Genomic DNA, 13,264 nt, shown 5'->3' with positions numbered 1-13,264 from the left:
GCCCTGCGGATCGTCAGCGGTAGTCGCCGGTCATCCTGACGGCCCCGCCGTGCACGCCCTTGGTCCCCGCGACCAGGTCCTCGGCCGGGGCGGCCGGGTCCAGGTCCGCCACCGAGCCGAGCACCCAGGCGGGCACGCCGCGCGCGGCCAGCGTCGCCAGCGCCGCGTCCACGCCGTCGGCGCCGACGACGGCCACCATGCCGACACCGAGGTTGAGCGTGTTCTCCAGGTCGTGGCGCGGCACCGAGCCGAGGTCGCGCATCGTGCGGAAGACGGGCGGCACCTCCCACGACGAGCGGTCGACCGTGGCCACCGTGCCCTCGGGCAGGACGCGCGCGAGGTTCGCCGCGAGCCCGCCGCCGGTCACGTGCGTGAACGCGTGCACCCGGGCGGCCGGGTCCTCGGCGAGCGCGAGCACGTCGCGCGCGTAGACGCGCGTGGGCTCCAGCAGCTCCTCGCCCAGGGTGCGGCCGAACTCCTCGACGTGCCGGTCCAGCGTCCAGCCCGCGTGCTTCACGACCGCCCGCACCAGCGAGTAGCCGTTGGAGTGCAGGCCGCTCGATCCCATCGCGACCAGCACGTCTCCCGCGCGCACCCGGTCGGGGCCGAGCACGGCGTCCGCCTCGACGATGCCCGTCGCCGCGCCGGCGACGTCGTACTCGTCGGGCTCCAGGAGGCCCGGGTGCTCGGCCGTCTCGCCGCCCACGAGGGCCGTGCCGGCCACCTCGCAGGCCTGCGCGATGCCGCGCACGATGTCGGCGACGCGCTCCGGGACCACCTTGCCGGTGGCGATGTAGTCCGTCATGAACAGCGGCTCGGCGCCGACCACGACGATGTCGTCCACGACCATGCCGACGAGGTCGAAGCCGATGGTGTCGTGCTTGTCGAGCGCCTGGGCGATCGCGACCTTGGTGCCGACGCCGTCGGTCGACGTGGCGAGCAGCGGCTTGCGGTACTCGCGGATCGCCGACAGGTCGAAGAGCCCGGCGAACCCGCCCACCCCGCCGAGGACGGCGGGACCGTGCGTGCGCCGCACCGCGTCCTTCATCAGCTCGACGGCCTTGTCGCCGGCCTCGGTGTCGACGCCCGCGGCGGCGTAGGTCAGGGGTTCGTTCGTCACGTGTGGCTCACCGTTCGTCGGCTGTGTCAGTCGGCTGTGTGTCGGTCGACGGTCAGGGATGGTCGAGGGCGGTGGACGCACCGGCGCCCACGGAGACCTGCCGGAGCCCGTCCTCGGGGGCTCCGAGGGGCAGCTCGGCCTGCTCCAGCAGGTGCTTGCCGAGCTGGTCGGCGGTGGGGAGCTCGATCGGGTACTTGCCCGTGAAGCAGGCCGCGCACAGCTGGGAGGCGGGCTGCTCGGTGGCCTCGATCATGCCCTCGAGCGAGATGTAGCCGAGGGAGTCGGCACCCAGGGTCTGCCCGATCTCGTCCGGCGTCAGCCCGTTGGCGATGAGCTCGGCGCGCGAGGCGAAGTCGATGCCGTAGAAGCACGGCCACTTCACCGGCGGGGACGAGATGCGCACGTGCACCTCGGCGGCGCCGGCCTCGCGGAGCATCCGCACCAGGGCGCGTTGCGTGTTGCCGCGCACGATCGAGTCGTCGACGACGACGAGGCGCTTGCCGCGGATGACCTCACGGAGGGGGTTCAGCTTGAGCCGGATGCCGAGCTGCCGCAGCGTGTCGGACGGCTGGATGAACGTGCGGCCCACGTAGGCGTTCTTCGTCAGGCCCTGGCCGAACGGGATGCCCGACTCGGCGGCGTAGCCGACGGCGGCCGGCGTGCCGGACTCGGGCGTCGGGATGACGAGGTCGGCCTCGACCGGGTGCTCGCGGGCCAGTGCGCGGCCCATCGCGACGCGCGACGCGTGCACGGATCGGCCGTTGATCGTGTTGTCGGGGCGTGCCAGGTACACGTACTCGAACACGCAGCCGGCGCGCTCCGGCTCGGCGAAGCGGTCGGAGTGCAGGCCGTCGGCGTCGATCGTGATGAGCTCGCCCGGCTCGACGTCGCGCACGTACGACGCGCCGACGATGTCGAGGGCGGGGGTCTCCGACGCGACCACCCAGCCGCGCTGGAGGCGGCCCAGGACCAGCGGGCGCACGCCCTGCGGGTCACGCGCGGCGTAGAGGGTGCCCTCGTCCATGAAGACGAGGGAGAAGGCACCCCGCAGGCGCGGGAGCACCTCGAGCGCCGTCTGCGCAAGGGTGTGGTCGGCGTCGCCCGCGAGCAGCGCCGTGATGAGCGCCGTGTCGGTGGTGTTGCCGCGCGCGAGCTCGCCGCGCCGCTGCGCGCCGTAGCGCTCGGCCACGAGGTTGACGAGCTCGGCGGAGTTGGTGAGGTTGCCGTTGTGCCCGAGGGCGACGGTGCCGCCCGCCGTCGCGCCGAGCGTCGGCTGGGCGTTCTCCCAGGTCACGCCACCCGTGGTGGAGTACCGGCAGTGGCCGACGGCGAGGTGTCCGGTGAGGGCGTCGAGCGCCGTCTCGTCGAAGACCTGGGACACGAGTCCCATGTCCTTGTAGACGAGGATCTGCTCACCGTTGCTGGTCGCGATGCCCGCGGACTCCTGTCCGCGGTGCTGCAGCGCGTACAGGCCGAAATAGGCGAGCTTGGCGACCTCCTCACCGGGGGCCCAGACCCCGAAGACGCCGCACGCGTCCTGGGGGCCCTTCTCGCCGGGCATGAGGTCATGGTTCAGGCGGCCGTCAGGGCGCAAGGGCATGGTCCGAGTATCCCACAGGAGCCCGGGCGGCCGACCTGCGTGGACGGGTCGCCGGACGGGCCGGCGGAGGAGTCAGCGCCGGCGCAGGCTGCGCCGGTCGGAGATCACCGCGACGAGGCCCGCGACCCCGAGGCCGAGCGCGATGCCGCCCAGCACCGTCACCGACACGTAGACGCCCGGCTTCATCAGGGTCTCGGCGGAGCCGGAGACGTCGATGAGCCAGGTCGAGAAGATCAGGCCGACGACGGCGCCGACCAGCGCACCCACCCAGAGGAAGACGGGGTACTTGGGCGCGCGGCGCACCCGGTCCGGGTCGACGAGCAGCGTCACGTCCTGCGGCTCCTCGCTCGCGGGGGCCCCCGTCGTGGAGGCCTCCGTCGCGCCGTCGTCCGTGGCCGCGGCGTCCGCCGGGGAGGCGTGGTCCGCGGGCGCGTCGGCGGGTGCCGGACCGTCCGCGGCGTGCTGCGGTGCGGGGGTGGGGCCGACCTCGCCGGGCGCGGACCCGGCCGTCGTCGCGCCGTCGTTCTCGGGGCCGTCGGGGGCGGAGCTGCTCACCCCACGAGCCTAAGTCACCGGGTGGGGCCCGCCGGCACACCGTCGGCGCCCGGCGGGCACGGACGGCCCGCCGTACGGTCGACGAGGGCGCGACCAGCGCCGTCGTCGAGAGAGGGGAAGCATCGTGGGCATCTCCGGCATCATCAGCGCGATCGTCATCGGCGCGATCATCGGCGCCCTGGGGCGGCTGGTCGTCCGCGGTCGGCAGAACATCTCGATCCTGGTGACGATCCTCGTCGGGATCGTCGCGGCCCTGCTGGGCACGTGGGTCGCGAGCCTGTTCGGGGTCGAGGACACCGGCGGCATCGACTGGCTGGAGCTGGTCTTCCAGATCGTGCTGGCCGCGGTGGGCGTCTCCCTCGTCGCGGGCATGGGCAGCCGCAAGCAGCAGCCCTGACGACGACGGCCGGGCCGGTCGGACCACGTGGGTGGTCCGACCGGCCCGGCCGCTGTCCGTGCGGAGCGGGTCAGGCGGCGCCGAGGTCCTTCCACGGGCCGTACGCCGACGCGCCGGGCTCGTCGGTGCGGCTGTACCACCGCGCCTCCCAGCGGTGCCCGTCGTGGACCACGACGTCACCCTTGCCGTACACCCAGGTGCGGGTCCAGGCCGGGAACGTCCCGTCGGCGGTCACGACGGGAGCGCCGACCTCCGCCCAGGGCCCGTAGAGCGAGGCACCGGGCCGGTCGCCGCGCGACCACCAGAGCGCCTCGAACAGGCCGCCGCCGAAGGCGACCCGGTCGCCCTTGGTGTACGTGGCCTTCGCGGACCAGGCGGGCGCGGCCGGCGCGAGGTCGAGCCCCACGAGCAGCGGGTCGTGGTCCGACGACCGGAACGGCGACTCGTCGTAGAGGATCGTCGCGTTGTAGTTGTACCGGCTGTACTCGTTCGCCACCGGCTCGTACGCGTTGATGTTCCAGATGTCCGTGCCGGTCACCCGGGCGACCAGGCCGGGCGACGCGAGCGCGTGGTCGAGCGAGCCGACCGCGCCGTCGAACGCGTACGTGTACTCGCCGGTGGTGGGGCCGAGGTCCGTGTAGCCGGCGTCGGTGAGCACCAGGACCGGGTCCTCCTGCTCGTACGAGTTGAGGTCGCCCACGAGCAGCACCGCGTCGGTGCCGGCGTCGCCGGCCACGTCGTCGGCGAAGGCGACCAGCGCCGTCGCCTGCCGCACGCGCGACTCGTTCGAGGCGCCCTGGCCGTCGCCCGTGTCCTTGTCGCCCGGCCACGGTCCGGCCGACCCCTTCGACTTGAAGTGGTTGGCGATGACCACGACGTCGTCGCCCGGGTCGGCGTCGACCCCGCCCGCAGGCTGGAACACCTGCGCGAGCGGCTGGCGCGCGTTGCCGAACGCCACGGGGTCGTCGAGGATCCGCGAGGAGCCCACGGGCTCCGCGCCGGCCGTGCGGTAGACGAACGCCGTCCGGATGACGTCCTCGCTGGCGGGCAGCTCCGCCGGCGAGCCGACGTACGCCCAGGTGCCGGCGCCGTCGTACGCGTTGAGCGCGTCGACGAGGTCGGAGAGCGCCTGGTCGCGGTCCTTGCCGAAGGTCGCGGAGTTCTCGATCTCCTCGAGCGACACGACGTCGGCGCCCAGCGCCGAGATCGCGGCGACGATCTTGGTCTGCTGACGCTGCAGGTCGTCCGCCTGTGCCGCGCCGCGGGCGTCGCACCCGTCGCGCACGGTGACGGGGTCGCCGGCGCGGTCGGTGTAGTACCGGCAGCCGGTGAGCTGGTCGCCGGTCGTCGTGAAGTAGTTGAGCACGTTGAACGTGCCCACCTGGAGCGTGCCGCCCACGGCCTCGGGCGACGCCTCGCGCGTGTCCTCGAACGTGGCCGGCTGCACCGCGTCCGCCACGTCGGGCGTGAGCCGGTGCTGCGGCTGCAGCCCCCAGGCGTCGAAGCGGTAGTCGAGGACCACCGGGCGCGTGAAGGTCACGGCCGCGCCGACGCGCACGGGGTCGCCGCCGGTCAGCCACGGCAGCGGCTGGCCGGAGTTGGCGGCCGAGCTGTAGTTGGTGGACGAGCCGTCGTCGAGGAGGAGGCCGCGGGCCGCGTTGTCCTCGGCCTGCTCCGTCGCCTCGGGCGAGCCGGGCCGCCCGACCGTCGTCGGCTGCACCAGCGGCGAGCTGCCGGCCGCGAGGCCGACGGTGCCGTAGAAGTTGGTGTCGTAGTTGTCGGTGACGGTGAAGTCGCCCTGCGGCGCGAGCAGCATGCCCTCGAGCGCCTCGCGCTCGGCCTCCGTGGCGGGCCAGGTCGTGGCCAGGGGCTCCACCGAGGCGGGCTCGTCGAGCACCGTCCACGCGTCGGCGCTGACCTCCGTCAGGCCGGAGTACTCGCTGACCTTGCCCGTGACCTCGACGTGGTCGCCGATCTCGAGCTGCTGCGCGGCCGCGCGGGAGTAGACGAACACGGCGTCGGACGCGCCGGGGGTCGGGTCGTCGGCGGGGTCGCCGCCGGTGCCCGCGGTCTGCAGGTACAGGCCGTCGAAGCCGCCCGTGGCGTAGGTCGCGGTGACGACGCCGGTGGTCGTCACGGTCTTCCCGGCCAGCGGCGAGGTCGCGCCGGTGCCCTGGATCTCCGCGATCGTCGCGTCCTCGCCCGGGCCCGGGTCGGTGCCCGGGTCCGTGCCGCTCGCGGCCGGGGTCGGCGCAACCGCCGCGAAGTCCACCGCGTTGTCGGCGGTGTGCGCGTGGGCGCGGCGCGCGACGGACGTCGCGTTCGTCGTGGCGGGCGCCGGGCCGGAGCCGGCCCAGGCGTTCGCGGTCGGGCCCCAGCCCACGAGGTCCACGACGTCGGCGGCGGTGGCGCAGTCCGCCCCGGCGCACGACAGCCGGTCGGTGCTGCGCACGAGGGCGACCTTGGCCCCCGTGCCGGACATCGCGATCGTGCCGGTGACGTCGGGCGTGGGCAGCGCGGGCAGCGCGGTGTTCGCGCCCAGGGCCTGCGCGACGAGGTACGAACCACGGGCGGGGATCTCGCCGCGCAGCGCGGTCTGCGCGCCGTTGGCCCAGGCGCCGGTGGCCGACGCGTACTGCACCGACCACCCGTCGAGGGAGACGGGCTGGTCCGTCGGGTTGTACAGCTCGACGAAGTCCTGGTTGAACGGGGCGCCGCTGTTGCCGCCGCCGCCGTAGACCTCGTCGATGACGACGGGCGCGTCGGGCGAGACGGCGGCGGACGCGGGCGCCGCGAGCGCGGCTCCGGCGGGGAGGACGAGCGCGGCCGTCACGGCGGCCGCGAGCGGTCCTCGGCGGCGGGCGGAACGGGGTGGGGTCACGGTGGCTCCTTTGCGGCGGACGTGCGGGTGACGTCACCCAAGCAGGACCGTGTGAACCACGGTTGAACCCCAGGTCACCGGACGTCGTCGTCCGAGGACCCGGCGGAGGTACCTGCCCGGTGCCGCCGAACGTAGCGGACGCAGCCGAGACCCGCTATCCCGCGCGCGACGACCGCGTCAGCGCCGGGGGCGTGCCGCCTGCAATGGCAGCAGCGCGGACAGGTCGGCACGCTCCCCGGACGCGCTCACCCGCCCCGCCCCGAGCGCGTCGTCCCAGGTCAGTCGCCCCGTGGCCAGGCCGAGCCACGTGTCGACGTCGGTCTCCACCACGTTGGGCGGCGTCCCCCGCGTGTGCCGCGGCCCGGCGACGGCCTGCACCGCACCTGCGGGCGGCACGCGCACCTCCACCGAGTTCCCCGGCGCGACGTCGGCGAGCTCCTCCAGCGTGAACCGCACCGCGGTGGTCACCACCGGGCGCGAGGAGTCGCCCTCCAGCCACGCCGCCACGGCCGCGCGCCCCGCGGCAGGGTCGGTCCGTCGTCGAGCAGGCACGCCAGCACCCTATGCCTCGGCGCCGCCTCGTCCCGGCCGTCCACGCCTCCCCTCCGGCACGGCGTGGTCGTCCCCCGTCCTGCGACCGGTACGAGGGCGCGGCCCGACCGGGACCGCGCCCTCGTACCGGCCCAGCGCCATGCCGGGGCGGAGACCCGGTCCGCACAGACGTGGGATGAGGTGACAGCGAAGCGCGGGTCGGCGAGTGCTTCGCGCGGACGTATCCCTCCCGAAGTGGAGGGCGCCCTGGCGCCCGTGAACGCGTCCGCGCGAAGCAGTCGCCGACCCGCGCGGAAGCCCCCCACCCACCGACCCGTGCGACGCAGTCGCCGCGATGCACTCGCCGACCCGCGCAGAAACCACCACGCGGACCAGCACTCAGGAAGCGGCGAGCTCCGCCCGCACCTCTTCCCGGAGCCGCCCGTGCCGAGAGGGCTCGGGAGCGGCGGCGAGCAGCGTCTTCGTGTAGTCGTGCTGCGGGTTGAGGATGACCTCGTCGGACGGCCCCCGCTCCACGATGTCCCCCCGGTACATGACGATGATCTCGTCGCTGAAGTGCCGGGCGGTCGCGAGGTCGTGGGTGATGTACAGGACGCCGAGGTCCTCCTCGCGCTGCAGCCGCGCGAGGAGGTTGAGCACCCCGAGCCGGATGGACACGTCGAGCATGGAGACCGGCTCGTCGGCGACGAGGAACCGCGCGCCGGGCGCGAGGGCCCGGGCGATGGCGACGCGCTGCCGCTGCCCGCCGGACATCTCGTGCGGCCGCTTCACCGCGTAGATCTCGGCCGGCGTGAGGTTGACGCGCTCCAGCAGCTCGTGGACGGCGGGCTCGAGCCCGGCCCCGGAGGCGACGCCGTGCAGCCGCAGCGGCCTTTCCAGGTGGTGGGCCACCGTGTGGTACGGGTTGAGCGACGCGAACGGGTCCTGGAACACCATCTGCACCTGGTGCCGGTAGGACGCCAGCCCCCTGCCGCGCCGCAGGACGGGGGTGCCGTCGAGCAGGATCTCCCCGGTGGTCGGGGTCTCGAGCTGGGAGATCATCTTGGCGACGGTCGACTTGCCGGAGCCGGACTCCCCCACGAGCGCGATCGTCTTGCCCGGCTCGAGGGTGAACGACACGTCGTTCACCGCCCGCAGCCTGGTGCTGCGGGCGCCGTTGCGGACCTTGAACTCCTTGACGAGATGGCGGACCTCGAGGCTGCTCATGACGCCTCCCCCTCGGCGGCGTCCTGCGAGACGCCGGTGCGGACGAACGAACCACGGTCACCCGTGAGGCTCGGGAACGACTTCAGCAGCTGGCGCGTGTACGGGTGCTGGGCCCGGGCGTAGATGGACTCGGACGTGTCGAGCTCGACGATCTCGCCCGCCCGCATGACGGCGATGCGGTCGCTGATCTCGAGCAGCAGCGGCAGGTCGTGGGTGATGAACACGACGGCGAAGTTGAACCGCTCGCGGAGCCGCATGATCTCGCGGAGGATGCCGCGCTGCACGACGACGTCGAGCGCCGTCGTCGGCTCGTCCATGATCATGACCTGCGGGTTGAGGGCCATGGCCATGGCGATCATGACGCGCTGGCGCATGCCGCCGGAGAGCTCGTGGGCGAAGCTGTCGAGCCGCGACGGGTCGACGCCGACGAGGTCGAGGAGCTCGGCGGAACGCTCGGCCCGTTCCTTCTTCCCCATCTGCGGCCGGTGGGTGGTGAGCACGTCGCCGAGCTGCTTGCGGATGCTGATCACCGGGTTGAGCGAGTTCATCGCACCCTGGAACACCATGGAGACCTTGTCCCAGCGGAACGCCCGGAGCGAGTCGCCGCCGAGGCCGACGACGTCGATGTCCGTGCCGTTCGCGTCGTGGAACGTCACCTCGCCGGAGCGCAGGATCGCCGGCGGCTTGAGGAGCCGGTTGAGGCCGTAGGCGAGCGTCGTCTTGCCGCAGCCGGACTCGCCGGCCAGGCCGAGGATCTCGCCGCGGTGCAGCGTCAGCGAGACGTCCCGGACGGCGTGGACGGGCGGGTCGACCTCGTACTCGATGGACACGTGCCGGGCCGTGAGGACGGGGTCGAGGCCGGCCACGTGCTCGGCGTGGGACGCGGAGCTCAGCGGGCCCGTGGTGGTGGCGGTGGTCATACGTCGACCCTCTCCTTCTGGCCGGACGAGTCCTGCGGGTCGGTCGGGGCCTCGTCGGCCACGGGGTCGGCGGCCGGGGCGGGCGCCGCCGAGGCGCGGCCGAGCTTGTCGCGGCCGGACCTGCGGGCCTCGCGGACGCTCTTGGCGGCGGCCGGGGCGAGACGCAGCTTCGGGTTGACGATCTCGTCGATGGCGAAGTTGACCAGCGACAGGCCGGTGCCGAAGAGGGCGATCATCAGGCCCGGCGGGACGAACCACCACCAGGCGCCGCGCGAGAGCGCGCTGCCGCCCTGCGCCTCGTTGAGCATGGTGCCCCAGGTGATCTGGCCGTTGGGCCCGAGGCCCAGGTAGGACAGGCCGGCCTCGCCGAGGATCGACAGGATGATGGCGAAGAGGAACTGCGACGCCAGCAGGGGCAGCAGGTTGGGCAGCACCTCGACGAGGAGGATCCGCGGGGTCTTCTCGCCGGCCACGCGGGCCGCCGAGACGTAGTCGCGCACGCGCAGCGACCGGGCCTGGGAGCGCAGCACGACGGCCCCGCCGGCCCAGCCGGTCACGCCGAGGATCAGGGCCACCAGCAGCGTGCTGCGCACCTGGAGGTAGCTGGCGATCACGATCATCAGCGGCAGGCCGGGGATGACGATCATGATGTTGGTGATCAGCGAGAGGACCTCGTCGGTCCAGCCGCGCATGTACCCGGCGATGACGCCGAACAGGAGCGCCAGCACGATGGCGATGAGCCCCGCGGTCACGCCGACCGTCAGCGAGCCGCGCGCGCCCTCGGCGAGCTGCGCGAGGACGTCGTAGCCGAGGCTCGTGGTGCCGAGCCAGTGGCCCGGCTGGGGCGGCAGCATCGGGTCGTTGGCGGAGCTGTGCGGGTCCTGCGTGACGAACGGGCCGAGGACCGCGAAGAGCACGATCGCACCGATGAGGACGAGCCCGGCGACGAGCTTGCCCGACATCGAGGGCATCATCTGGCGGAGCGCGGACTTCTTGACCGGCGCGGTGGCGGGCGACGAGGTGTCGGGGGTCGGGGTGTCAGTCATTGTGCCGCGTCCTCGGGTCCAGGAAGCCGTAGATGAGGTCCATGAGGAACAGCGCCGCGAGGACCGCGAGCGTGATGACGAGGAAGACTCCCTGCATCAGCGCGTAGTCGTTGTTGCGCACGGCCGTGATCATGAGCTTGCCGACGCCGGGGTAGGTGAAGACCTGCTCCATGACGAGCGAGCCGGCGACGACGAAACCGAGGGAGACGCCGAACCCGGCGAGCGACGGCAGGGCCGCGTTCCGCATCGCGTAGGTGGTGAACACCCGGCGGGGCCGCAGGCCCTTGGCCTCGGCGGTGGTGACGTAGTCCTCCGACAGCGTCGAGACCATCATGTTGCGCATCCCGAGCAGCCAGCCGCCGACCGACGAGACGACGATCGTCACCGCCGGGAGGAACGCGTGGTAGAGCACGGAGCCGACGAAGGCCCAGCTCCACTCGGGGCCGTTGAAGTGGAAGACGTCGTACGCGCCGATGATCGGGAACCACTGCAGGTTCACGGCGAACACGAAGATGAGGACCAGGGCCACCCAGAAGTACGGCAGCGACTGCAGCATCGTGGTGCTGGGGACGAGGCTGTCCACCCACGTGCCGCGCTTCCAGCCGGCGAACGCGCCGAGCCCGATGCCGAGCACGAACGAGATGATCGTGGCGGTGCCCACCAGGCCGAGGGTCCACGGGATCGCGTCCCCGATGAGCTCGGTGACGGGCGTCGGGAAGTTGGTGATGGAGACGCCGAGGTTGCCCGTGAGGACGTTCTTCCAGTACGTGAGGTACTGCTCCCACAGGGACTGGTTCTCGGCGGCGCCGAGGAGGAGCCGGATGCTGTTCTCCGTGCCCGCCGGGATGCCCCCGGCGCGCTGCAGCTTGGCCATGAGGATGTCGAACGGGTCACCCGGCAGCAGGCGCGGGATGAAGAAGTTCAGCGAGATCGCGGCCCACAGCGTGATCGCGTAGAAGGCGATCCGCCTCAGGTAGAACTTCATGGGGTCGGGCCGCCCTTCGGGTTCGCGGGCATGCGGCTCCTCCTCGGTTGGTGCGTCACGTCGTCGTGGTGCTGGTCGTACCGGGCGCGGGTGCGCCGGACCGGGTGACCGGCGGGCCGTGGGGCCCGCCGGTCACCCGGTCTCGTGGGTCGGCTACTCGACGCCGCCGAGCTTGCCGAGGATGACGCCCGAGGACGGGCCCTGCCACGACGGCGGGAACATGTACATGTCGTCGTCCGTGGGCCAGCCGGCGTAGGCCGTCGTGTTGAAGAACGTCTGCGACGCGTTCACGACGAGCGGGATGTACGGCAGGTCCTCGACGATGTGCTCCTGGACGGTGGCGTAGGCGGCCTTCTTGGCGGCCTCGTCGTTCGTCTGGGAGGCGGCCTGGACGGCCGCGTCCACGTCGTCGTTGTCGTACCGGGAGAAGTTCCACTCGCCGGGCTCGAGGGCCTTGCCGACCTTCTGGGTGTAGTCGCCGGTGAACCACTCGCGGTAGATCTGGAACGGGTCGGCGATCGAGGTGCCGACGACGCCGCCCATGATGAGCTCGAACTCGCCGGACACGCGGGCGTCGGCGAACTCGTTCCACGAGATCGTGGACGCGGTGACCTTGATGCCGGCGGCCTTGGCCTGCTCCTCGATCAGCTTGGCGGCGCTGTTGTAGTCCGTCCAGCCGTCGACCGACGTGAGCGTCAGGTCGATGGCCTTGCCGTCCTTGCCGTAGAAGCCCTTGTCGTCCTTGGTGTAGCCGGCGTCCTCGAGGATCGTCGCGGCGGCGGCGGCGTCCGCGGTCTGCGACGACTCCTTGGGCATGCCGTCGGCGATCCACTTGTCGTCGCGGCCGAGCAGGGCGAACGTCGGCGAGATCTCCTTGGCGAGGCCGACGAAGGCCTTGTCGTTGATCGCCTTGCGGTCGATCGCGACGTTGAGGGCCTGGCGGACGGCGACGTCCGTCTGGTCGCCCTCGCAGCCGAGGTCGACGTTGGCGCAGGTGTACAGCACGGTCGGGTCGACCGGCGTGTTCACGTAGCCGTAGGCGCCGCTGGCGGTGACGCGCTCGGGGTCGGGCACGAACATCGTCGACCAGTCGATCTGGCCGGTGGTGAGCAGGTCCTCGGCCGACTGGTTGGCGTCGATGCCGACGTACCGCAGGGACGCGACCTTGGGCGCGCCGCCCCAGTAGTTCGGGTTGGCCTTGGCGGTGTAGGCCGCGTTCGAGGTGGAGTCCACCGTGTACGGGCCGGTGCCGACCGGCTTCTCGGCGTTGGCCCAGGCGACGAGGCCCTCGAGCGCGTTGCCCTCGGCGTCCTTGCCGGAGTCCTTCTCGTGCTCGGCGAAGACGTGCTCCGGCACGATGTAGGTGCTGCCGAGGATGGCGAACTCGTTGGCGAACGCGGGGTCGGCGAACGAGAAGACGACGGTCGAGTCGTCCTTGGCGACGGCGTCCTCGAGGTAGACGGGCTTGGCCGTGGCGTTGGTGAAGGAGTAGACGACGTCGTCGGCGGTGAACGCCTCGCCGTCGTTCCACTGCACGCCCTGGCGGAGCGTGACCGTCAGCTCGGTGCCGTCCTCGTTCCACTCGTAGGACTCGGCCAGCATCGGCGTCGGGTCCACGTCCTGGAGCTTGTTGAAGGCGAACAGCGTCTCGTAGATGCCGCCGTTGGCCAGGTGGAGGACGCCCACGGCGTAGGGGTTGAAGTTGGCCGTGATCGGGGTCTGGGAGCCGGCCCAGATCACGAGCTCGCGGTCGGTGGCCTTGCCCTCGGCGGCGGGCGCGTTCGTCGAGCCCCCGTCCTTGTTGGCGTCGGCGTCGCCACCGGAGCACCCGGCGGCCAGGAGAGTCACGCTCGTGAGGGCAGCGGCCGCCATCAGCCACCGGCCTCGCGTCGTACGTCGGTTCATCGTGGGTCCTTCCGGTCGGCGACGCGTCCTCGCGCCGCGGTGGTACCGCAATGGCCGTAGGGCAGGAACCTTAACGAATAGATGCCGGTGCTCCGCT

Annotated in this window: 11 protein-coding genes; 1 reads left to right on the top strand and 10 read right to left on the bottom strand. The window is 72.5% G+C overall.

The window, feature by feature from the left end; genetic code table 11:
* Positions 1–13 precede the first annotated feature (13 nt).
* The 3 genes from purM to ACFU9A_RS05155 form a co-directional block, all read right to left on the bottom strand.
* Entirely contained in the window at positions 14–1,120 is a 1,107-nt protein-coding gene (purM, locus tag ACFU9A_RS05165) for a phosphoribosylformylglycinamidine cyclo-ligase (protein WP_430574191.1), read from the bottom strand.
* 52 nt (positions 1,121–1,172) lie between these two features.
* The gene (gene purF / locus ACFU9A_RS05160; protein ID WP_430574190.1) at positions 1,173–2,720 is read right to left on the bottom strand and encodes an amidophosphoribosyltransferase; all 1,548 of its coding nucleotides are present in this window, start codon (positions 2,718–2,720) and stop codon (positions 1,173–1,175) included.
* A gap of 72 nt (positions 2,721–2,792) precedes the next feature.
* Positions 2,793–3,275 carry a hypothetical protein gene (locus tag ACFU9A_RS05155; protein WP_430574189.1) on the bottom strand — a complete coding sequence of 161 codons (483 nt, stop codon included), beginning with the start codon at positions 3,273–3,275 and terminating at the stop codon, positions 2,793–2,795.
* Positions 3,276–3,399: 124 nt separating this feature from the next.
* Between ACFU9A_RS05155 and ACFU9A_RS05150 the strand changes: the two genes are divergently transcribed.
* Complete coding sequence (locus ACFU9A_RS05150; protein WP_430574188.1) at positions 3,400–3,672, top strand: GlsB/YeaQ/YmgE family stress response membrane protein; 273 nt, start codon at positions 3,400–3,402, stop codon at positions 3,670–3,672.
* A 70-nt stretch (positions 3,673–3,742) separates the two neighbouring features.
* On the opposite strand, the gene ACFU9A_RS05145 is transcribed toward ACFU9A_RS05150, so the two are convergent.
* The 7 genes from ACFU9A_RS05145 to ACFU9A_RS05115 form a co-directional block, all read right to left on the bottom strand.
* The gene (locus ACFU9A_RS05145; RefSeq protein ID WP_430574187.1) at positions 3,743–6,553 is read right to left on the bottom strand and encodes an ExeM/NucH family extracellular endonuclease; all 2,811 of its coding nucleotides are present in this window, start codon (positions 6,551–6,553) and stop codon (positions 3,743–3,745) included.
* A gap of 177 nt (positions 6,554–6,730) precedes the next feature.
* Complete coding sequence (locus tag ACFU9A_RS05140; RefSeq protein WP_430574186.1) at positions 6,731–7,105, bottom strand: sterol carrier family protein; 375 nt, start codon at positions 7,103–7,105, stop codon at positions 6,731–6,733.
* A gap of 378 nt (positions 7,106–7,483) precedes the next feature.
* The gene (locus ACFU9A_RS05135; protein ID WP_430574185.1) at positions 7,484–8,311 is read right to left on the bottom strand and encodes an ABC transporter ATP-binding protein; all 828 of its coding nucleotides are present in this window, start codon (positions 8,309–8,311) and stop codon (positions 7,484–7,486) included.
* Complete coding sequence (locus ACFU9A_RS05130; RefSeq protein ID WP_430574184.1) at positions 8,308–9,231, bottom strand: ABC transporter ATP-binding protein; 924 nt, start codon at positions 9,229–9,231, stop codon at positions 8,308–8,310. Before ACFU9A_RS05130 ends, ACFU9A_RS05135 begins: the two co-directional genes overlap by 4 nt.
* The gene (locus ACFU9A_RS05125) at positions 9,228–10,277 is read right to left on the bottom strand and encodes an ABC transporter permease (protein WP_430574183.1); all 1,050 of its coding nucleotides are present in this window, start codon (positions 10,275–10,277) and stop codon (positions 9,228–9,230) included. The genes ACFU9A_RS05130 and ACFU9A_RS05125 overlap by 4 nt, the downstream gene beginning before the upstream one ends.
* Entirely contained in the window at positions 10,270–11,262 is a 993-nt protein-coding gene (locus tag ACFU9A_RS05120) for an ABC transporter permease (RefSeq protein WP_430574182.1), read from the bottom strand. The genes ACFU9A_RS05125 and ACFU9A_RS05120 overlap by 8 nt, the downstream gene beginning before the upstream one ends.
* A gap of 153 nt (positions 11,263–11,415) precedes the next feature.
* Positions 11,416–13,167 carry an ABC transporter substrate-binding protein gene (locus tag ACFU9A_RS05115; protein WP_430574181.1) on the bottom strand — a complete coding sequence of 584 codons (1,752 nt, stop codon included), beginning with the start codon at positions 13,165–13,167 and terminating at the stop codon, positions 11,416–11,418.
* Between the last annotated feature and the right edge of the window lie 97 nt (positions 13,168–13,264).

It is taken from the genome of Isoptericola sp. NPDC057653 (assembly GCF_042799955.1).
Taxonomy (GTDB): domain Bacteria; phylum Actinomycetota; class Actinomycetes; order Actinomycetales; family Cellulomonadaceae; genus Isoptericola.
This window is presented reverse-complemented; position numbering and strand designations above follow the sequence as displayed.

Excerpts from the sequence above, each read along its gene's own strand:
- purF (WP_430574190.1), bottom strand. The coding sequence starts at position 2,720 with ATGCCCTTGCGCCCTGACGGCCGCCTGAACCATGACCTCATGCCCGGC.
- ACFU9A_RS05135 (WP_430574185.1), bottom strand. The coding sequence starts at position 8,311 with ATGAGCAGCCTCGAGGTCCGCCATCTCGTCAAGGAGTTCAAGGTCCGC.
- ACFU9A_RS05130 (WP_430574184.1), bottom strand. The coding sequence starts at position 9,231 with ATGACCACCGCCACCACCACGGGCCCGCTGAGCTCCGCGTCCCACGCC.
- ACFU9A_RS05125 (WP_430574183.1), bottom strand. The coding sequence starts at position 10,277 with ATGACTGACACCCCGACCCCCGACACCTCGTCGCCCGCCACCGCGCCG.
- ACFU9A_RS05120 (WP_430574182.1), bottom strand. The coding sequence starts at position 11,262 with ATGAAGTTCTACCTGAGGCGGATCGCCTTCTACGCGATCACGCTGTGG.
- ACFU9A_RS05115 (WP_430574181.1), bottom strand. The coding sequence starts at position 13,167 with ATGAACCGACGTACGACGCGAGGCCGGTGGCTGATGGCGGCCGCTGCC.